We start from the raw sequence: 20,465 nt of genomic DNA, 5'->3' as shown, positions 1-20,465 counted from the left end.
TGCAAGCATAAAAAGGGTGGCTTAGGCCGCCCTTTTTTGTGGCCGCTGCCGTTACACTAACGAACTCATGTCCGCGTAGACCTGTCACAACAAAGGTCGCGTGAGGCGACTTTATTTGTCCAGGAGTAAAGCATGCGTAATCTGATCCTCAGCGCCGCTCTCGTCACTGCCAGCCTCTTCGGCATGACCGCACAAGCTGCCGATGTGCCGCTTGAAGCCGGTAAAACCTATGTTGAGCTGGCTAACCCGGTTCCCGTTGCAGTGCCGGGCAAGATCGAAGTGGTGGAGCTGTTCTGGTACGGCTGCCCGCATTGCTACGCCTTCGAGCCGACTATCAACCCATGGGCTGAAAAGCTGCCCAAGGACGTTAACTTCCGTCGCATTCCCGCCATGTTCGGTGGCCCATGGGACGCCCACGGCCAGCTGTTCCTGACCCTGGAAGCCATGGGTGTTGAGCACAAGGTCCACAACGCTGTCTTCGAAGCGATCCAGAAACAAGGCAAGCGCCTGACCAAGCCGGACGAAATGGCTGACTTCGTTGCCACTCAGGGTGTCGACAAGGACAAGTTCCTGGCGACCTTCAACTCCTTCGCTATCCAGGGCCAGATCAAACAGGCCAAGGAACTCGCGCAGAAGTACGGCGTGCAAGGCGTTCCAACCCTGATCGTCAACGGCAAATACCGTTTCGACCTGGGCAGCACCGGTGGTCCTGAAGCGACCCTGAACGTTGCTGACCAGCTGATTGCCAAAGAACGCGCTGCCAAGTAAGGGGCTCGCCATGCGCCGCTGGGGTACCGAGCGTGTCGTTGGCCTGCATGAGCCGCAGGTCAACGAGCATCACCTGGAGTCCACGGGCCTGCCGGCAGACAGCCGCTTGCGCCTGCTCAGCTTCAACATCCAGGTGGGCAACAGTACCGAAAAGTATCGGCACTACCTCACGCGTGGCTGGCAGCACCTGCTGCCCCACAAGGGGCGTACCGGTAACCTGCAGAAAATCGGCGACCTGCTCAGCGACTTCGACTTGGTCGCCCTGCAGGAAGCCGACGGCGGCAGCCTGCGCTCCGGCTATATCAACCAGGTGGAACACCTGGCTCAGTTGGGTGCTTTTCCGTACTGGTATCAGCAACTCAACCGTAATCTAGGGCGCCTGGCACAGCACAGCAACGGCGTGCTCAGCCGTCTCAAACCCACTGCCATTGAAGATCACCCCTTGCCAGGCCCCAAAGGGCGCGGGGCGATCCTTGTGCGTTTTGGCGAAGGCCCGGAAGCCCTGGTGGTGGTGATGATGCACCTGGCCCTCGGGGGGCGTACGCGCAACCTGCAACTGGCCTACGTGCGTGAATTGATTGGCAACTACAAGCACCAGGTGCTCATGGGTGACATGAACACCCATGCCAACGACCTGCTGCAGAATTCTCCGCTGCGCGACCTGGGGTTACTGGCGCCGCAAGTCGAAGCCACGTTTCCCAGCTGGCGCCCGCAGCGCTGTCTTGACCATATCCTGCTCAGCCCAAGCCTCACACTGGAAAGTGTGCAGGTGCTGGCGCAGCCCATTTCCGATCACCTGCCGGTCGCGGTAGAGATTCGTCTGCCGGGCTCGCTCACGGCTGATGCATTACCCGCGTTGAGCCCAGGCCCTCGCGGACCCCTTGCATGAGCGACGACGCCCAGCGCTGGAAAGAGAAATACCTCCAAAGCATCGAGCAACAAGAAAAACTCGAACGCCGCTGGGCCGCCCGCCTCGATTTGCTGCGCCGCGGGCTGGTGCGCAGCACGCTGGCCGCTGAAGGGACTGACCGCGCCGTCGATCAATGCATGAAGGAAATGCGCGATGTTGTGCGCACGGACGACATGGACGCTGCTCTCGCCGCTTTACTGCCGCGCCTGGAAAAGGCCGTGCTGGATTCGGAGCAACGCCGCGAAACCCGCGTCGACCAGATCAGCACTGCGCTCACCGCCTTGGTCACCCAGTTGCAAAAGCTGCCGCTGCCCCGCGAGGTGGCTCGTCCGCTGAAAACCTTCGCCAAGCAACTCGATGGTCGCGTGGCACAAGCGCGGGAGATACCGCTGCTGCTCAGTGAGCTGAGCAGCCTACAGGGGCAGGCGCTGAATAATCTGGAGCCGGATGGCGAAACCACACGCCCAGGGCCGGGACTGTTGCAACGTCTGTTTGGCAGTAAAGAGGCCGCCAGTGAAGCGCCTCCTGTTGATGCCGAGCCACTGCCAGCAGCGCAATCGGCACCGCCAACGCCCGCAGCGCCCAAACCCACACCCAAACCGGAAGAACCTGGGCAATCGGAAGAATTGACCCAAGCCTTGCGTGCCTTTGCGCCGTTGCCACCCTTGAAGCCTGTGCCTGTTGCAGTGGCCGAAGTGCAAGAGGTCGCCAGCGAAACGCCGGTATTCGACGCTCCAGAGCTGCCGTCGATTGCGGCGCCTGCGCAACTACCTGAACCCGACGTGCAGGCGCCGCCAGTTGCGGAGCCTGCTCACGAAAGCGCACTCGCCGCCTTTATCGAACCGCCGCCGGTTCCAGTCGAAACGCCGGATGAGACCCGCATCGGCAGCCTGTCGCTACCACCCGTGCAGGAAAGCCCCGAGCCCGACGAGCTGCAACCGGACGGCACCTACGCCCTGCCCGATTCGCCTGAACCGTCCTACAGCTCGGTGGCCAAACACATTGAAGGCACTTTACTCGGCCTGCTGGAAGATCTTTCCCTGCCCGAACGTCACCAACCCCAGGCCGAGGCAATGCGTGAGCGTCTCGCCCACGGCTTGAACTGGTACGAACTGCTGCCGATCCTCGATGACCTGGCGGTGCTGATGCTGGCGATCACCGACAGTGGCCAGCATGAGTTCGAGGCTTATCTCAAGCAGCTCAACGAGCGTCTCGAGGCATTCCAGGGCCATCTGCAAGTCGCCAGCGAGGGCCACGCCGACAGCAGCCTGGCCGCACGGGAGCTGGACACGCAGATTCGTGAGCAGGTCGACGGCCTGCAAAGCAGCGTGCAGGATGCCGCCGACCTGGACAGCCTCAAGCAAGTGCTCGAAAGCCATCTTGAAGGCTTGCTCGGCACCATGGATGAACACCAGCAACAGCGTGACCTGCGCGAACAGGAAGTGGCCGCACGCCTCAAAGGCCTGGCTGAACGCGTGGCCCATATGGAGCAGGAAGCCCAGGGCTACCGCGAGCACCTGGAGGTGCAGCGCCAGAAGGCCTTGATCGATCCGCTCACAGGCTTGCCCAACCGTGCGGCGTGGAGCGAACGCCTCGATTACGAAGTCAACGCCTGGCATCAGCGCGGTAACAGCCTGTCTCTGGCCATGCTCGACCTGGACCACTTCAAGCGCATCAACGACGGTTACGGTCACTTGGCTGGGGACAAAGTCTTGAAGATCATCGCCAATGTGCTGAGCAAGCGCCTGCGGCCGACGGACTTCATCGCGCGTTTTGGGGGTGAAGAGTTTGTGCTGCTAATGCCCGACTCGGCCTTGGCGGATGCCTTGGCCGTAGGTGAAGTATTGCGTGAGGCCATTGCCGCGTGCCCGTTCCACTTCAAGGGTGAGCCGGTAACGATCACGGTGTCCATGGGCGTGGCGCAGTTTCAACCCGGCGAGCGCAGTGACCTGGCGCTCAAGCGTGCCGATGAAGCGCTCTACAGGGCAAAGGCCGCGGGGCGTAATCAGGTGCAGGCGGCATAAAAGATGTTCCATTTTGTAATTTGACCGCCTGGCCGTGAGTCGTACGTTACACTGTTGCATTATCGTCTTTCAGTGTACTGCCTCTCGCCATGAAATCCTTGTATATCGCTTTAGCGTTTCTTCTGCTCGCCGGCTGCGCCAATGGCCCGCGCCTGAACACCAGCCATCCTTCGGTCAACCACGACAATCGCGTGCAGTTCGTTGTGGTGCATTACACCTCGACCAACCTTGAACGTTCCCTGGCGCTGTTGACCCATGGCCAGGTCAGCAGCCATTACCTGATCGGCGACGATGCCTCCGGCACCATCTACAAGCTGGTGGATGAAAGCCAGCGCGCCTGGCACGCGGGGGAAAGCGAGTGGATGGGGCGCACCTGGCTCAATTCCAGCTCCATCGGTATCGAGATCGTCAACCCAGGGTTCAGCGATACCCCGACGGGGCGTGTGTGGTACCCGTATTCCGAAGCGCAGGTGCAGTCGCTGATCGTGCTGCTCAAGGACATCAGCAAGCGTAACGGCATCGACCCGAAGAACATCATCGGGCACAGCGATATCGCCCCGCTGCGCAAGCTGGACCCAGGCCCGTTGTTCCCCTGGAAGCGCTTGGCGGCAGAAGGTCTGGCCGTGTGGCCGGATGCCCAGGCAGTGGCTCGGTTTCAGGTGCAGTACGCCGCGCAGTTGCCGAGCATTACCTGGTTCCAGGAAGAGCTGGCGCGCCTGGGCTACCAGACGCCGCAGACTGGCGAGCTGGATGTGGCCACGCGGCATGTCATCGCTGCGTTCCAGATGCGCTTTCGCCCGTCATTGTTTGATGGCACCCCGGATGCTGAAAGCGCCGCGATCCTGCGGGCCTTGAATCACCGCTGATGGTGTAAAAATAATAATGTAGGAGCGAGCTTGCTCGCGAAGAACGCATAGACGACGCGGGCTGCCTGACAGCACAGCGTTATCGTTGACGTTTTTCGCGAGCAAGCTCGCTCCTACAGGGGCAATGCCATATAGAACTGCGTGCCCTGTCCCGGCCGTGAGTACACGCCCATGCGGCCGCCGTGCAATTGCACGATTTCCTTGCACAGTGCCAGGCCCAGGCCCGCACCGCCTTTCTTGCGGCCCACCTGCACAAAGGGCTCGAAGATCCGCCCTTGCTGGCCGTAGGCGATACCTTCGCCGTTATCCTCGACGCTGATAATCACCCGCTCGCCATGGCGTCGTGCCTGCAGGCGGATCTGCCCGCCTTCGGCGGTGTGCCTCAGGGCATTGCCCAGCAGGTTGTCGAGTACCCGCTCCAGTTGCACCTGGTCGGCATATAGCCGTGGCAACTCAGGTTGGGCTTCCACCAGCAACTCAATGTGCTGGGCGTTCGCAGGCTCAGCAAATCGAGCCCGTGCGTGCTCCAGCAAGTCGGTGACATCGCACGTGCCCAAGGTGAGTTTTTGCAGGCCGTTCTGGTAGCGCGAGAAGTTGAGCAGGTCGTTGATCAACTGCATCAGGCGCTGCATCTCTTCATTGACCGTATCCAGCAGGTCCGCCTCACGGGAGTCCGGTGGGAACTTGGCCCGCTCACGGAATAGACCGAAGGCCATGTGCATGCCGGTGACCGGCGTGCGCAGCTCATGGGACGCGCGCAACACGAACTCGCTGCGCACCCGCTCGAAGGCGCGCTGTTCAGTCACGTCATGCAGCACCATCACGGCCCCCAGAATATGCCCCTGGGTATGGCTGACCGGGGTCAGGCTGTAGGTCAGCAGGCGCAATTCACCCTCGACTTCCACTTCGAGATCATCCGGGGCCCGCTCCAGGTTGCCGCCGCGCAGCACCAGTTGCAGCTGTTCATCCATTTCTGCGCGACCCATGGCTTCGCCAAGACCTTGGCCGAGCCGCTCCTCATCCCAGCCCAATTGGCGCTGCGCCACAGGGTTGAGGTGCTCCAGGCAGCCTTGGCGATCAATCATCAACAGGCCGTCATCGATACTGTCGAGCACCGCTTGCAGGCGCTGTTGGCCGGCCAGCAGCTCATCGATGTTTGTGGCCTGATGTTGGCGCAACGCTTCGGCCATGATGCCGAAACGGCGGGTCAGCAGGTTCATTTCCGCTGCGGAGGAGATCGGCAGGGTGACTTCGAAATCGCCCTGCCCGATCTTGTCGGCGGCCTTGGCCAGCGCCTCGATGGGGCCACCGAAGCGCCGGGCGATGCCATGGGCCGTGACGAAACCGATGATCAGCACCGCGAGCCCTACCAGCCCGAGCAGGCCGGCAATCAACAACGCGCGCTCGCGGGATTTATGCTCGCTGGTACTGATATTTTCCAGCGCCCGCTTGTGATCGGCGATCAGGCCGTTGCGCAATATGTTGAAGGTTTCAGTCAGCTTTTCTTTGCTGCCTGCGGGCGGTGATGCCTGTTGGGATTGGTCAAACGCTTCCAGTAGCTTCTGGTAATCGGAGCGTGCCTGGCTGAAGCCATGGTTTGTGCCGTCGACCTGCTCATGGGCGATGCCCTGGTCCAACAGGTCGAAATAATGTTGCTTGGAGGCTTGCAGGGCGTCCGGGTCGGGGCGCTTCTCCAGCATCATGATCAACTGGTCGCCCAGGCTCTGACGCAACTTGAGCCCCAGGTCCAGGGTGATGAAGTTACTGCGGATCAGCGATTCCTGAGTCTTGGCCATTTGCATGACACTGACCAAGCCCAGGATCAACCCCAGCAATGCCACGGTGATCAGCGCTGAGATGCTCAGGAATAACCGGGTGCGCAGTTTCATCGCGAGCTTCATAAGGTCCTGTTCAAAGGTTGTACTGCTTGCGTTTGCGGTACAGCGTCGACGCATCGATGCCGAGTGTGCGGGCCGCTTGGTCCAGTGTGTCGCTGGTCGCAAGTACGGCGCCGATATGGGCTTTCTCCAGCTCATCCAGGCTCAAAGCCGCGCCGATACGCGGTGCATTGTTGGCCGGTTGCTCGGCCATCCCCAGGTGGCTGATCTCCACCTTCTCCTGGGGGCAGATGATGCTGGCGCGTTCCACCACGTTACGTAGTTCGCGGATATTGCCGGGCCAGCGATAGTTGAGTAGCGCTTCGCGGGCATTATCACTGAAGCCGCGCGCCGGGCGTGCGTATTCCTTGACGAAGCGGGCAAGGAAGCGGTCAGCCAGGGTCAGGATGTCTTCACTGCGTTCGCGCAGCGGCGGCAAGTGCAAGGTGATGACATTCAAGCGGTAGAGCAAGTCTTCACGGAAGCGGCCATCGCGCACCATGTCTTCCAGGTTCAGGTTGGTGGCTGCGAGGATGCGCACATCGGCGCGGCGGGTGACCGGGTCGCCCACACGCTCATACTCTTTGTCTTGGATAAACCGCAGCAACTTGGGTTGCAACGTGAGGGGGAAATCGCCGATCTCGTCGAGAAACAGCGTACCGCCGTCCGCCTGGTTCACTCGGCCCAGGGTGCTTTCGCTGGCGCCGGTGAACGCGCCGCGGCTGTGGCCGAACAGTTCGCTTTCCATCAGCTCTGCGGTCAGAGACGGGCAGTTGATGGTCACGCAGGACTTCTTCGAGCGCTTGCTCCAGCCGTGTATCGCCCGGGCCAACTCACCTTTACCGGTGCCGGATTCGCCGAGAATCAAGATATTGGCGTCCGTCCCGGCCACCTGCCGCGCGGTTTCCAGCACCACCATCATTGCCGGGCTATGGGAGTCCAGGCCGTCTTTGGGCTGGCGCACCTCGCCTTCCAGCGCTTCCAGCCGCGCCGAGAGCTGACGCACCTCCAGTTGCTTGGCGGTGGCCAGGCGCAGTTGGTCTGGGCTGCAAGGTTTGACCAGGTAGTCGGCGGCGCCAGCCTGGATGGCGTCCACGGCGGTATCCACGGCCGAATGGGCGGTCACAATCACCACGCGCATCCACGGTGCCTGCACCCGCATCTGGGCCAGCACGTCCAGGCCATTGTCCTCGCCCAGGCGCAGGTCGAGGAAGCACAGGTCGAACACCTGACGCTGCATCAGGGCATCGGCCTGAGCGGCACTGTTCGCGGTGGCGACGGTATAGCCTTCATCTTCCAGGCAATAGCGGAAGGTGCGCAGGATCGCAGATTCGTCATCCACTAAAAGAATGCGGCCTTGAAGTTCCTTGGCTGATTCCATCTGTCCCGCACTCCTTAACTATAAATGTGATGGTGTTTAGTCCCGGAATAATCGGGCAAGTTGCATGGTTTATTCTGATTCATAAAAGGCTTCTTCGTGCAGCTATCTGCGCGCCTTCCTACAGACGTCGTCTGAGCGCATTTTCCCTTCCGTTCGCCCTTCGATCCTTCGATGTGTGCGCTGGGTGGCTGGTTCCGACCACTTGCCATCGTGCATTTCGCACGGCCTGCAAGGATGCATCGTGCAGGATGCTAGGCGACGAATCTATTGATCAAGTGTAAACATTTGATTTTATTGAGTTTTATTTTGCAATAAAGCTGGCATGCACTCTGCAATATCTCCCCCAAGAGCGTCATGAACGAATAATCAGAATGCGGGAGCAATGCAGTATGACTCGCCAAAGCCTCAGCCAATTGCGTGTATCGCCGCTGCGCTTGCAGCAGGGCCTGTTTGCCAGCCTGGCCTTGATGGTCACGTTGATTGCTGGCCAGCAGTTGCAGCATTGGCAAGAGCGCGCGCAGCCAGCCCCGCAATTTGAACGTCCTGCCATGACCCAGACTCATTTTCGTTCCATTGGCAGCGCCAGCGCCGATGTGACTGCCCCGCAATTGAGCCTGGTAGATCAGGGTTCTACCCTGGACGAACTACCGGCCCATGACCGTTGGGTGTTCTAGGCAAAAAACGTCGCTTGTGTTGAGCGGCTGCACGGCATCACCGCTGTTACCCCTATAGAAGCATAAGGAGAATCACCATGTTGAGTTGGGCAATCACATTTCTGATCATCGCCATTGTGGCTGCAGTCCTGGGCTTCGGTGGTATCGCTGGCACCGCTACCGGCATCGCCAAGATCCTGTTTGTGGTCTTCCTGGTGATGTTTATCGCTTCGTTCTTCTTTGGTCGCAAAGGCCGAGGTTGAATATGGCCAACCTGCCTTTTAAAGCCCTTGCTGCCGCCCTGCTGTTGGGCGGTAGCGGCTTGGCCTTGGCCGCCAATGACGGCCAATCCCGGGCTAACGAATTGCTCAGCGCGGATCCGCAGTACCGTGAAACCTGGCAAGACGTGGTGAAGAAAGAAGAGCGCCTGCCCGAGTGGGTGATGAACCTGTCGGGCACGGCCGAGCAAATGAATGCCGTTGAGGAAGATGGCGACAAGTACTTGGTCGGGCCGCTCTGCGAAACCGCAGATACCTGCCTGAACAAGCGCCTGATCGTTGCCTTCAGCCTCGACAAGGAAGATGCCTACGCCATGTTGGTGGAAGTCCCGGCCGGTTTGCCGGCGGACAAGTCCCCGACGCGGCACGCCGATTACCGTTTTATCGGTAAGCCGGACGAGGGTATGCAAAAGCTGCTGATGGAGCAGCTCAAGAAAGATCCGAATTGGTACTAGGTTCCGTCTGACGGAGCCGGCGTCCATAGAAAGAAGCCCTTGTGCTTCTTTCTGTTTGCATCGCTCCTTGAGTGATGCATGACCAGGGGGCCGGGTTGCTCTGATCGATCAGGATCGGCGTGACCTACGGGTACAGGGAGTACCTGCGCAAGGGCCGGGTCAGGCGAAAAGCTGCGACGCAAGTTCACAAGACCTCAAGCTTGCTGAACTTGCGGCGGGCTTATCGCTCTCATGCTCGCGTTTCATGCCGCCCATAGCCGCAGTTTTGCTTTTTGCCTCTGGCCAACCATTACCGGGTATGTCGGCGTGACCATCTATCGAGAATTTTTCATCCGCGCTATAGGATCTTTCTGGCGCTAGGTGATGGATTTCTCAGACATTTCTGCCAATCAATCGAAGTCGTCCAGTATCTCTGAGCGAGCCTGATTTGGCCGCTTAACGGCATATTCACCCGCTCGAATGGCGGATACGAACTGACCGTTTGGACAAATATTTTCAAAAAAAGCCATGCCGATTCGGCATAGGGTAGGCGTTTACGGCATTAGACGCCGCTCCCTTGCATGGGAATAGTTGCGCCTTTTTTCGCCTGCCAGTAAGCCATTTCGGCCACGCTGCGGTGACCTTCCATGGAGGCAGATGCACACACTTTTTCGCTCTCGAGCGTTGCAGCTGGCGCATTTGCCGTAAGTCCACTTGAAGCAAGGGTAATGACATGAAGAAGGCAAAGCTAAGCCTCGCCTGGCAGATCCTCATCGGTTTGGTACTGGGTATTGCAATCGGTGCAGTGCTCAACCATTTCAGTGCTGAAAAGGCCTGGTGGATCAGCAATGTGTTGCAGCCAGCGGGCGATATCTTTATCCGCTTGATCAAGATGATCGTGATCCCGATTGTGATTTCTTCGCTGATCGTCGGTATTGCCGGTGTCGGCGACGCGAAAAAGCTCGGTCGTATCGGCGTCAAAACCATTCTTTACTTCGAAATCGTCACCACCATCGCCATCGTGGTGGGCCTGTTGCTCGCCAACCTGTTCCACCCAGGCGCTGGCATCGACATGAGTACTCTGGGTACCGTCGATATCTCCAAGTACCAGGCGACTGCTGCCGAAGTGCAGCATGAACATGCGTTCATCGAGACCATTCTTAACTTGATCCCTTCGAACATCTTCGCCGCTGTTGCCCGTGGCGAGATGCTGCCGATCATCTTCTTCTCGGTGCTGTTTGGCCTGGGGCTGTCGAGCCTCAAGCCTGAGCTGCGCGAGCCGCTGGTGACTATGTTCCAGGGCGTGTCCGAGAGCATGTTCAAAGTCACCCACATGATCATGAAGTACGCCCCTATCGGTGTATTCGCGCTGATCGCGGTGACGGTCGCCAACTTCGGCTTCGCCTCGCTGCTGCCACTGGCCAAGCTGGTGATCCTGGTTTACGTCGCGATCCTGTTCTTCGCCTTCGCGGTACTGGGTTTGATCGCACGCCTGTTCGGCTTCTCGATCCTCAAGCTGATCCGCATCTTCAAGGATGAGTTGGTATTGGCTTACTCCACCGCCAGCTCCGAAACCGTGCTGCCGCGTGTGATCGAAAAGATGGAAGCCTACGGCGCGCCGAAAGCGATCTGCAGCTTCGTGGTGCCGACCGGTTATTCGTTCAACCTCGACGGTTCGACCCTGTACCAGAGCATCGCGGCCATCTTCATTGCCCAGCTGTATGGCATTGACCTGTCGATCGGTCAGCAACTGATGCTGGTACTGACCCTGATGGTGACCTCCAAAGGTATCGCCGGCGTGCCGGGCGTGTCCTTCGTGGTGTTGTTGGCGACGCTGGGCAGCGTGGGCATCCCGCTGGAAGGCTTGGCGTTTATCGCCGGTGTCGACCGTGTGATGGACATGGCGCGTACCGCCCTGAACGTGATCGGCAACGCCTTGGCCGTACTGGTTATCTCCCGTTGGGAAGGCATGTACGACGATGCCAAGGGCGAGCGCTACTGGAATTCCCTGCCACACTGGCGCAGCAAGGAAGCCCTGCCTACGGCACAAGCCACCCGTAGCTGATTACCAATTGATCGAAAACAAACCCCGGAGAATTCCGGGGTTTGTCGTTTCTGCCAGCCCCGTTATCATTCGCCCCATCTTTCGGGGGACTTATCTGATGCTCAATGGCCTGTGGCTTGGCTTCTTTGTCGTGGCAATGGTGTCAGCACTGGCGCAATGGCTGGTGGGCGGTAACGCCTTGATCTTCGCGGCGATGGTCGAAAGCATTTTCGCCATGGCCAAATTGTCGGTGGAAGTCATGGTGCTGCTGTTCGGTACCCTGACGTTATGGCTGGGTTTTCTGCGGATCGCCGAAAAAGCCGGGATCGTCGATTGGCTGGCCAAGGCCCTGGGCCCGCTGTTTCGCCGCCTGATGCCGGAAGTGCCTGCCGGGCACCCCGCGATTGGTTTGATCACCCTCAACTTTGCCGCCAACGGCCTGGGCCTGGACAACGCTGCCACGCCCATCGGTCTGAAAGCCATGAAGGCGCTGCAAGAGCTCAACCCCATCCCCAATACGGCGACCAACGCTCAGATCCTGTTCCTGGTGCTCAACGCCTCCTCGCTGACGCTATTGCCGGTGACTATCTTCATGTACCGCGCCCAGCAAGGCGCTGCGGACCCGACGCTGGTGTTCCTGCCGATCCTGTTGGCCACCAGTGCGTCGACGCTGGTGGGCCTGCTGTCGGTGGCAGTCATGCAGCGCCTGCGGCTGTGGGACCCGGTGGTGCTGGCCTATCTGGTCCCCGGCGCGTTGATACTGGGTGGCTTCATGGCGCTGCTGGCGACCTTGTCCGCCACGGCGCTGGCCGGTTTGTCGTCGATCTTGGGCAACCTCACACTGTTTGGCTTGATCATGCTGTTCCTGGTGATCGGCGCGTTGCGCAAGGTCAAGGTGTACGAGGCCTTTGTGGAAGGCGCCAAGGAAGGCTTCGACGTAGCCAAGAACCTGTTGCCCTATCTGGTGGCGATGCTGTGCGCGGTTGGCGTGTTGCGTGCCTCGGGGGCCTTGGAGTTCGGCCTTGAGGGGATTCGCCATGTGGTGGCCTGGACGGGCCTGGATACGCGCTTTGTCGACGCGCTGCCGACCGCGATGGTCAAGCCGTTCTCCGGCAGCGCGGCGCGGGCGATGCTGATCGAGACCATGCAGACCCAGGGTGTGGATAGTTTTCCGGCGTTGGTGGCGGCGACGATCCAAGGCAGTACGGAAACCACGTTTTATGTGTTGGCCGTGTACTTCGGCTCGGTAGGCATCCAGCGGGCGCGGCATGCCGTGGGTTGTGCGTTGCTTGCGGAGTTTGCGGGTGTAGTGGCGGCTATTTCGGTGTGCTACTGGTTCTTCGGTTGAGCATGAGCCGCACCCTGTAGGAGCGAGCTTGCTCGCGAAAAACCTTAACGATAACGCGGGGCAGCAGATTCCCCGAAGCGTTCTCAGGTTTTTCGCGAGCAAGCTCGCTCCTACAGGGCGGTGGAATCATCGTTTCGGCGCAGTATTACCCTGTTGCACCACCCAATCCACCACCTGCTTATTCAACTGATCCCCGGCCTGGCCAAAAGCAGCCACCACCGCCGGCACCTTGGCGTCATTCACCGGCTGCCTCACTTCAAACCGACGGCTGGCGATAATCCTTTGATCACGCCCACGCACCAATCGCGCGTCGAGACGAATCACCACCTCCACTGCCGTGCCCCGATACTCGCTCTGAAACGCCTGCAACTGCCCGCCCAGCTCATAGTCGGCTTGCAGGTTGGTCTCGTCGGTACTCAACAATGTCACGCGCCCGTCGCGCTGGAAGCCATCCAGCAGGCGATTACGCAGCAACACCGGCGCCGGGTCGCTCCAGCGCGAGTTCGCGTAATTGCTGATCAGGTTCCCGTCAGGCACCACGGCGATGCGCGGGCTGTCGAGAAACTCGCTAGTCTGCGGCTTGGTCACGCGCAGCGACCAACTCACGGGCGTGCCTTGGCTGGCCGGTTGGGCGGACGCCAGGCGGTACACGTCCGACGGGTCCGGCTTGGGCAGGATCGAGCAGGCGCTGACCAGTGCCAGGGCCATAGGGACGATCATGTGGTAAGCACGCTTCATGGCGTGAACTCCTTGTTCTTATCGCTGCCCAGCAGGTAACCACTGGGGTTGGCTTCCAGGCGGCGAGAGATGGCGCGCAGCGAGCCGAGGGTTTCACGCAGCTCGCGCACGGCTGGTGCCAGTTCGTTGAGGCCCTGCATGCCACTGTTTACCGAGTCCTGGTTATTGGTCAGCAAGGTATTGATGGTGGCGGTGCTTTGCTCCAGGGATTTCATCGCCTGCTCGGCGCTGCCGAAGGCTTGCTTGCCTTGTTCGCTGAGCAAGCCATTGGCGCTGCGCATCAGCACGGTGGTTTGCTCCAGCGCCGCGCCCGCCTGTTTGCTCACCTGCATCAATTGCTGCATCACCACCTTGATGTCGCCGCGTTGCTCGGCAATGGCGCCGGTAGTTTGTTGCAGGTTGTCCAGGGTGTTGCTCAGGCGTTCGACGTTTTCCCGCGAGAACAGGTGGTTGGCGTTGTGCAGCAGCAGGTTGACGCTGGTCATCAGGTCGTTGCTGTTATTGAGCAGGCGCGCGATGGGCGATGGCGACGCGATGATTTCCGGCAGGTTGCCGTCCTTGCCCTTGAGTTCCGGGCTCTGTGGGGTGCCGCCACTGAGCTGGATGATCGAGGTGCCGGTGATGCCGGTCAGGGCCAGTTTGGCCTGGGTGTCTTCCTTGATCGGCGTTTGCCCGGCCAGGCGAATGCGAGCCAGAACGCGGCGCGGGTCTTTGGGGTCCAGGCGCAGGCTGATCACGTCGCCCACCTTGATGCCGCTGTACTGCACCGCACTGCCCTGGGACAGGCCGCTGACCGCCTCGTTGAAGATCACTTCGTAATCCTGGAAGGCGGTATCGACGCTGGACTTGGCCAGCCACAGGCCAAACAGCATCGCGCCGACCACCACAATTACGCTGAACAGTCCGATCATCACATGATGGGCTCGGGTTTCCATGTCATACCTCGTTGAGCGATTGAGCGGCATCCAATGCCGCGCGGCCCCGGGGGCCGTGGAAATATTCGTGAATCCAGGCGTCGTTCGTTTCCGACACGACATCGATGGCGTCGGCCACCAGCACTTTCTTCTGCGCCAGCACCGCCACACGGTCGGTGATGGTGTACAGCGTGTCGAGGTCGTGGGTGACCAAAAACACACTCAAGCCCAACGCATCGCGCAGGGTGAGGATCAGTTGGTCGAATTGCGCCGCGCCAATCGGGTCGAGACCGGCGGTGGGTTCGTCCAGGAACAGGATGTCCGGGTCCAAGGCCAGTGCGCGGGCCAGGGCTGCACGCTTGATCATGCCGCCGGATAACGAGGCCGGGTATTTATCGGCCGCCGACAGCGGCAACCCTGCCAGGGCCAGCTTCACCGCCGCCAAGTGCTCGGCATCGGCGCGGCTGAGGCCGGCGTGCTCGATCAAGGGCAGGGCCACGTTTTCGGTCACCGTCAGCGAGGAAAACAGAGCGCCCTTCTGGAACAGCACGCCAAAGCGGCGCTCCACCAGCGAGCGTTCATGTTCGGGCAGGCTCGGCAGGTTTTTGCCGAACACCCGTACTTCGCCTTCGCTGGGGCGACGCAGGCCAACGATGCTGCGCAACAACACGGATTTACCGCTGCCAGAGCCGCCCACCACCGCCAGGATCTCGCCCTTGTACAAATCCAGGTCGAGGTTCTCGTGCACGCTTTGGCTGCCAAAACGGTTGCACAGGCCACGCACTTCAATCACCGCCTCAGTGGGCGCACGGTGTAGACGACTCACCAGCCCATCTCCATGAAAAACATTGCCGCGACCGCATCCAGCACGATCACCACAAAGATCGATTGCACCACGCTCGACGTGGTGTGCGCGCCGACTGACTCGGCACTGCCGCTGACTTTAAAACCTTCCAGGCAGCCAATGGCCGCGATCAAAAAGGCAAAGATCGGCGCCTTCACCATGCCCACCAGAAAGTGCTGCACGCCAATGTCCGATTGCAGCAGCGAAAGAAACATCGCCGGCGAAATATCCAGGGCCACCGCACACACCACACCACCGCCGACGATCCCCGAGAGCATCGCCAGGAACGTCAGCATCGGCAACGCCACCAGCAGCGCCAGCACGCGGGGTAATACCAACAGCTCCATAGGGTCCAGGCCCAGGGTGCGGATGGCGTCGATTTCTTCGTTGGCTTTCATGGAGCCGATTTGCGCGGTGAATGCACTGGCGGTACGGCCGGCGATGAGGATTGCGGTGAGCAACACGCCGAATTCGCGCAGGAAGGAGAAGGCCACCAGGTCCACGGTAAAGATCGTCGCGCCGAAGCTCTTGAGCACGGTGGCGCCAAGGAAGGCCACGACGGCGCCCACCAGAAAGGTCAACAGCGCAACGATAGGCGCCGCATCCAGGCCGGTCTGTTCGATGTGGGCGACCATGGGCGTCAGGCGCCAGCGTTTGGGCCGCCAAATGCCGCGGGCGAAGGTTTCGAGGATCAGGCCGATAAAGCCCAACAGCTTCATTGCGTCTTGCCAGACCGTGTCTACTGCGCGACCGATACGGGCCAGCACTTGAATGCCGGCGGCCTCTTCTGGCTCTTTGATCGGTACGCAAAAGTCATTCAGGGAGCGGTAGACGGTCTTGAGCAGTGCCCGGTCGGCGGCTGCCAGGGTGCAATCGGTCTGTTCGGCAGAGTGTTCGATGCGCGCAGGGCCCAGCAACTCCACCAGCAGCGAGGCGCCGGCTGTATCCAGCGCACCGAGGCCGTTGAGGTCAATGCGGGCGCCGGCGTCGTATTGGCCGTCGAATGTGGCCGACAGCTTTTTCAGGTTGGCGTAGTGGGCCAGCGTCCAGTCGCCGGTAATCCGTAGCGAAGGCGGGGTGCTGGACGTATCAAGATGGGCCGCGCCGGCCGTCGTGCGAGTGGTCATAAGCTCCGAGCTTGTTTGGCTATCCACAATTGCTACGTAATAGCACGATCCGGCTTACTTTGGGTTGTCCGCTTGTGCTGTGTCTATCACCTTGAAGCGTAGAACGCCGATGACTTGCCCGTCTTCGGTGAGCACCTGCACCTGCCAGCGCCCCACGGCGTCACCCGGGAAGTTCTGCTTGTGGGTCCAGGCGCGATAGCCTTCCTTGCGCCCACCGTGGATGTCCAGGGCAATGCGGTCGACTTCCTGGCCGTTGAATTTCCACACATGGTAGATGCGCTCATCCAGCCCGCGTGGCGCGTTGATCGCGGTGTAGGCGTACAGCCCACCGCTGCGCAATTGGGCGGCGGTGACTTGCTTGAGGTCGTCGCCCGGCGTGCGGTCTTGCAGTTGGGTGCTGATGGCGACTTCGGTCATCCACAGGGTGGCGGGCGGTACCCAGCTGCGCAGGAACCAGCCGGCGCAGCCGATGGCGGCCGTTACCCCCAGCAGCATCGCCCAGCCCTTGAGGCTACGCAGCGGCAGGCTCACGGCCAGGCTGGGAATCGACAAGACCATGGCTACACCCAACGCCAGTTTGTAACTCTGGGCGGTGGTCAGGTGCATGATGATCGGCAGCGCGGTCAGCAACGCGGCGAACAGGGTCAGGGTGTGCAGGGCCAGGAACAGCGAGCGCTTGGGCGCCAGCCATTTGTAATACAGCGGGTCGATGATCGACACCAGCGCCGCCGCGCCCAGCAGGCCAGTGAACAGCGATTGGCCGCTGTTCCAAGCGGTGGTGACGAAAAAGAAGGGCAGCACGAAAAACAGACTTTCCTGGTGGATCATCTGGGTGGCGTAGCGCAGCAGCGGTTCAGGGATCTCGCGATTGAAGACCTTGGTGAACAGTTGCGTAAAGCTGTTCTCCAGCATCAGCCACAACCAGCTCACCAGCATGATCACCGCGATCCAACTGGCCATGCCCTGCTGGCGGTCTACCAGAATGAAGCTGCCGACCCCCGAGATGAAACCGCCGAGTGCAATCACCCCTGGGTAGCGCTTGATCAGTTCTATAACGCGCTGGATGAGGGGCGGCAAGTTCGGCATGGGCGGTTCACTGGTTGTGGGAAAAATCTCAGACAGAATAACGCCTTAGCCCGATATTCTGTGCGTCATTACTCAACAGGTTTGCGATAAAGCCTCAAGCCGATCAAACCAAGGATGATCAGGCCCAGCACGCCCGCACCGATCCAGGTCAACGCGTCATAACTCAACAGCGGTTTTTCGATGCGCCAGTAGCCCGGCTGCTGGAACGCTTCGCGCATGGCCTGGTTGGTTTGCGCCAGGCTTACAGCCTTGATGCGTTTGACCGGATCGCTGAAACGCCCGTTGCTGTAGTCGCCGGCCGCACTCCAATAATAGTCGGCCAGCGCGCTGTTGCCCTGCACCGCCCAAGCCTGCCGGGCAATGGCGGCTTGCTGCAGGCGTGTGAATACTGTTGGGTCGAGGCCGTCCTTGAGCAGTTGGGCCTTGAGGTCTTGCAAGACCTGCTCAGCTTCAGGGAGGTTTTCTCGCTCAAGGTCGGCATTCAAGCTGAGGAATCCAACGCCGCCGAGCACTTCGCGTTCTACCCAGGGGCCGTAGGACAAACCGTGCTTGAGGCGCAGTTGCCGGTACAGTGCCCAGTCGAGGTAATCCTTGAGCAGGTTGTAGGTTTCATCATGCTGGTCATCCAACACCGGCTCGGGGAACAGCCAGTGCAGCTTGGCGCCATCGCCCACCCAGCCGCGGATCAGGTCGCGGTGGCTGGCGGCGGAGTGTTGGATTTCCGGAAGCGGGCGATGTTCGCTCGGCTCCACGGGGTCGAGTTGACCATAGGTGCGTTCCAGGTAGGCAGGCAGCAGTTTGTCGAGATCGCCGACGACGATCAGGGTCATGTTGTTCGGCGCGTACCATTCGTTGCGCAGCTTCTCCAACTGATCGCGGGTGAGGTGGCTGACCTCGGCGCGTTCGGCGCACTTGAGGCCCAACTCCACGGCCAATTGGTTGCTGGCGCTGTGACCGAGGTCCTGGCGGTCCAGCAGGCGTTGCAAGTGTGAGTAATGGCCGCCGTCTTCGCGCTCCACCACCTGTTTGGCGGCGTTGATATGGGCGTCGGTCAGTTGCGTGCGCGTGAGGATTGCCAGCAGCAGGTCCAGCACCTTGCGTTGGTTCTGCGCGGGCGCCTCGATCACGAAGGTGGTATCGGCGTTGCTGGTGTAGGCGTTCCACTCGCCGCCCAGGGCTTGCATGCGGTCTTCGAGGTCGCCCTCGCCGCCGCCGTCGATGCCGCTGAACAGCAAGTGCTCGAACAAGTGCGGCAGTTCTTTTTCTTCGCAACCGAAGTCGTCCAGGCCCACACCAACCACCAGGCGAATAGCGACATGCCCACGCTCGGTGCCCGGTTTGAGCAGCAGTTGCAGGCCGTTGGGCAAGGTGTAGCCCTCGACTTGCAGACGGTCAAAGGCAAAGGCGTGTGCCGAGCCCAAGAGCAGGCAGGCGAGTAACAGGCGACGCATAACAAGCTTCCTGGCGAATGAGGTCCATTGTTAACTGACTTCGCTCGCGGGCGTACGTTCAGGGCGAATGGGTAATGTCGGCAATACTTTCAGCCGAGAGCGCGCCAGTGTCGGACGTTTCCAACACTACATAAGCACTGCTGCAAAACAATGAGTTCAAGCGTTTCATGTCGGCAATCAGTTCCAAGTGCAGGGAACTGGTTTCCAGGCTCTGCACGATCTTGCGCTGCAGGCGGCTGACATGGGCGTGGGCCAGGCGGCGTTCCTGGGCGCGGAAGCGGCGCTTTTCTCGCAGTAATTGGCGGGCGCTTTCCGGGTCGCCGCTGAGAAACACCGACAGGCCCAGGCGCAGGTTGGCGATCAACTGGCTGTTCAGGCCGCTGAGTTCCTCCAGGCCCACTTCGGAAAATTGCCGGCGCTGCGAGGTCTTCTGTTGCTGGACCTTGCGCAGCATGCGTTCGATCAGGTCACCCGCCAGTTTCAGGTTGATCGACAGCTCGATGATCTCGGCCCAGCGGCGATTGTCTTGCTCACTGAGGTCTTCACGGGGCATTTGCGCCAGGTAGAGTTTGATCGCGCTGTAGAGCGCTTCGACGTCATCGCTCAGGCTGCGCATTTCTTGGGTAACGGCGGTTTGATTGCCGCGCAGCACTTCCTGCATCGAGGTAAGCATATTGTCGATCAAGTCGCCCAGGCGCAGGGTTTCGCGGGCGGCGTTCGCCAGGGCCAGGCTTGGGGTATTCAATGAGGCCAGGTCCAGATGGCGTGGCTTGGCTTTGCCATTGGTTTCGGGGCGTTCCGGCAGCAGCCATTCGCACAGGCGTGCCATCGGCCCGATGGTGGGCAACAGGATCAGGCAACGGCTGACGTTGTAGAGCAGGTGGAAGGTGATGACCATGCCCTGAACGCTGTAGTCCAGGCCGTCCATCCAGCCTACGAGCGGGTCGAGCACCGGAATGATCAGCAACAGACCGATCAATTTGTACAACAGGCTGCCCAGGGCCACTTGGCGACCGGCAGTGTTTTGCATGCTGGTGCTGAGAAAAGCCAGTACGCCGCTGCCGATGTTGGCGCCGATCACCAGGCCGATGGCCACGTGCAAGCCGATCACGCCGGCACCGGCCAGGGTGGCCGTGAGCAACACGGCGGCAAGGCTGGAGTAGGAAATCATCGCGAACAGCGCGCCGACCAGGGCGTCCAGCAAGATATCGCCGGTCAGCGAAGCGAAGATGACTTTGACGCCCTGGGCATGGGTAATGGGCCCGGCGGCTTCGACGATCAATTGCAGCGCGAGGATGATCAGGCCCAGGCCGATCCCGACCCGGCCCAACTGCCCTGCCCGCGTCTGTTTGCGCGACAGGAAGAAAATCACCCCGAGGAAGATCAGCAGCGGCGACAGCCAGGACAAATCGAACGTCAGCACCCGCGCCATCAAAGCCGTACCGACGTCGGCGCCAAGCATGGTGGCCAGGGCCGGTGTAAGGCTCATCAGCCCTTGGCCGACGAACGAAGTCACCAGCATCGCGGTGGCGTTACTGCTTTGCACCATGGCCGTCACCAGGATACCGGCGACAAATGCCAGCCAGCGCTTGGACATGTTCTGCCCGATGACTTGGCGCAAATTGGAACCGTAGACCCGCAGGATGCCGGTTCGGACGATATGCGTGCCCCAGATAAGCAGGGTCACGGCGGAAAGCAGATTGAGCAAGGTCAGCATGCTCG

The 20,465-nt window shown here is 60.5% G+C and carries 18 protein-coding genes; 9 read left to right on the top strand and 9 right to left on the bottom strand.

Features of this window, described 5'->3' with window-relative positions; all coding sequences use genetic code 11:
• Positions 1-132: 132 nt before the first annotated feature.
• From dsbA to GIW04_RS06970, 4 genes are all read left to right on the top strand, one after another.
• Complete coding sequence (gene dsbA, locus GIW04_RS06985) at positions 133-768, top strand: thiol:disulfide interchange protein DsbA (protein WP_003187375.1); 636 nt, start codon at positions 133-135, stop codon at positions 766-768.
• Positions 769-778: 10 nt separating this feature from the next.
• On the top strand, positions 779-1,657 hold the full coding sequence (locus GIW04_RS06980; protein WP_003187377.1) for an endonuclease/exonuclease/phosphatase family protein: 879 nt from the start codon (positions 779-781) through the stop codon (positions 1,655-1,657).
• The gene (locus tag GIW04_RS06975) at positions 1,654-3,702 is read left to right on the top strand and encodes a GGDEF domain-containing protein (protein ID WP_120247383.1); all 2,049 of its coding nucleotides are present in this window, start codon (positions 1,654-1,656) and stop codon (positions 3,700-3,702) included. The genes GIW04_RS06980 and GIW04_RS06975 overlap by 4 nt, the downstream gene beginning before the upstream one ends.
• An 89-nt stretch (positions 3,703-3,791) precedes the next feature.
• Positions 3,792-4,568 (top strand): N-acetylmuramoyl-L-alanine amidase, encoded by a 777-nt coding sequence (locus GIW04_RS06970; RefSeq protein WP_003187380.1) that lies wholly within the window; start codon positions 3,792-3,794, stop codon positions 4,566-4,568.
• Between the two features lie 113 nt (positions 4,569-4,681).
• Here GIW04_RS06970 and GIW04_RS06965 read toward each other — a convergent pair whose 3' ends face one another.
• Both GIW04_RS06965 and algB read right to left on the bottom strand, forming a co-directional pair.
• On the bottom strand, positions 4,682-6,469 hold the full coding sequence (locus tag GIW04_RS06965; protein WP_003187382.1) for a KinB sensor domain-containing domain: 1,788 nt from the start codon (positions 6,467-6,469) through the stop codon (positions 4,682-4,684).
• Between the two features lie 10 nt (positions 6,470-6,479).
• Entirely contained in the window at positions 6,480-7,826 is a 1,347-nt protein-coding gene (algB, locus tag GIW04_RS06960; protein ID WP_003187383.1) for a sigma-54-dependent response regulator transcription factor AlgB, read from the bottom strand.
• A 389-nt stretch (positions 7,827-8,215) separates the two neighbouring features.
• On the opposite strand from algB, the gene GIW04_RS06955 reads away from it, so the two are divergent.
• The 5 genes from GIW04_RS06955 to GIW04_RS06935 all read left to right on the top strand — a co-directional run bounded on the left by GIW04_RS06955 (position 8,216) and on the right by GIW04_RS06935 (position 12,583).
• Positions 8,216-8,500 carry a hypothetical protein gene (locus tag GIW04_RS06955; protein ID WP_003187385.1) on the top strand — a complete coding sequence of 95 codons (285 nt, stop codon included), beginning with the start codon at positions 8,216-8,218 and terminating at the stop codon, positions 8,498-8,500.
• Positions 8,501-8,577: 77 nt separating this feature from the next.
• The gene (locus GIW04_RS06950; protein ID WP_003187386.1) at positions 8,578-8,742 is read left to right on the top strand and encodes a DUF1328 domain-containing protein; all 165 of its coding nucleotides are present in this window, start codon (positions 8,578-8,580) and stop codon (positions 8,740-8,742) included.
• Positions 8,743-8,744: 2 nt separating this feature from the next.
• A complete protein-coding gene (locus GIW04_RS06945) occupies positions 8,745-9,212 on the top strand; it encodes an inhibitor of vertebrate lysozyme family protein (protein ID WP_032894297.1) in 468 nt (155 codons plus the stop codon).
• A gap of 712 nt (positions 9,213-9,924) precedes the next feature.
• Complete coding sequence (gene gltP, locus GIW04_RS06940) at positions 9,925-11,256, top strand: glutamate/aspartate:proton symporter GltP (protein WP_003187390.1); 1,332 nt, start codon at positions 9,925-9,927, stop codon at positions 11,254-11,256.
• A 97-nt stretch (positions 11,257-11,353) separates the two neighbouring features.
• Complete coding sequence (locus tag GIW04_RS06935) at positions 11,354-12,583, top strand: nucleoside recognition domain-containing protein (protein ID WP_003187391.1); 1,230 nt, start codon at positions 11,354-11,356, stop codon at positions 12,581-12,583.
• Positions 12,584-12,709: 126 nt separating this feature from the next.
• Here the strand turns inward: GIW04_RS06935 and GIW04_RS06925 are convergent, their stop codons facing one another.
• From GIW04_RS06925 to GIW04_RS06895, 7 genes are all read right to left on the bottom strand, one after another.
• On the bottom strand, positions 12,710-13,321 hold the full coding sequence (locus GIW04_RS06925) for an ABC-type transport auxiliary lipoprotein family protein (protein ID WP_003187392.1): 612 nt from the start codon (positions 13,319-13,321) through the stop codon (positions 12,710-12,712).
• On the bottom strand, positions 13,318-14,256 hold the full coding sequence (locus tag GIW04_RS06920; RefSeq protein ID WP_003187394.1) for an MlaD family protein: 939 nt from the start codon (positions 14,254-14,256) through the stop codon (positions 13,318-13,320). Before GIW04_RS06920 ends, GIW04_RS06925 begins: the two co-directional genes overlap by 4 nt.
• A gap of 1 nt (position 14,257) precedes the next feature.
• Positions 14,258-15,061 carry an ABC transporter ATP-binding protein gene (locus GIW04_RS06915; RefSeq protein WP_003187395.1) on the bottom strand — a complete coding sequence of 268 codons (804 nt, stop codon included), beginning with the start codon at positions 15,059-15,061 and terminating at the stop codon, positions 14,258-14,260.
• A complete protein-coding gene (locus GIW04_RS06910) occupies positions 15,058-16,206 on the bottom strand; it encodes an ABC transporter permease (protein WP_120247381.1) in 1,149 nt (382 codons plus the stop codon). The genes GIW04_RS06915 and GIW04_RS06910 overlap by 4 nt, the downstream gene beginning before the upstream one ends.
• 54 nt (positions 16,207-16,260) lie before the next feature.
• The gene (locus tag GIW04_RS06905; RefSeq protein WP_003187399.1) at positions 16,261-17,292 is read right to left on the bottom strand and encodes a DUF5924 family protein; all 1,032 of its coding nucleotides are present in this window, start codon (positions 17,290-17,292) and stop codon (positions 16,261-16,263) included.
• 68 nt (positions 17,293-17,360) lie between these two features.
• Positions 17,361-18,743 (bottom strand): M16 family metallopeptidase, encoded by a 1,383-nt coding sequence (locus GIW04_RS06900; RefSeq protein WP_120247380.1) that lies wholly within the window; start codon positions 18,741-18,743, stop codon positions 17,361-17,363.
• Between the two features lie 58 nt (positions 18,744-18,801).
• On the bottom strand, positions 18,802-20,460 hold the full coding sequence (locus GIW04_RS06895) for a Na/Pi cotransporter family protein (RefSeq protein WP_120247379.1): 1,659 nt from the start codon (positions 20,458-20,460) through the stop codon (positions 18,802-18,804).
• Between the last annotated feature and the right edge of the window lie 5 nt (positions 20,461-20,465).

Origin of the sequence: Pseudomonas sp. PA-4-8C, from assembly GCF_021606625.1 — a bacterium.
Taxonomy (GTDB): Bacteria; Pseudomonadota; Gammaproteobacteria; order Pseudomonadales; family Pseudomonadaceae; genus Aquipseudomonas; species Aquipseudomonas lactis.
The sequence above is the reverse complement of the archived record's forward strand: the minus strand, read 5'-3'. Positions and strand labels throughout refer to the sequence as shown.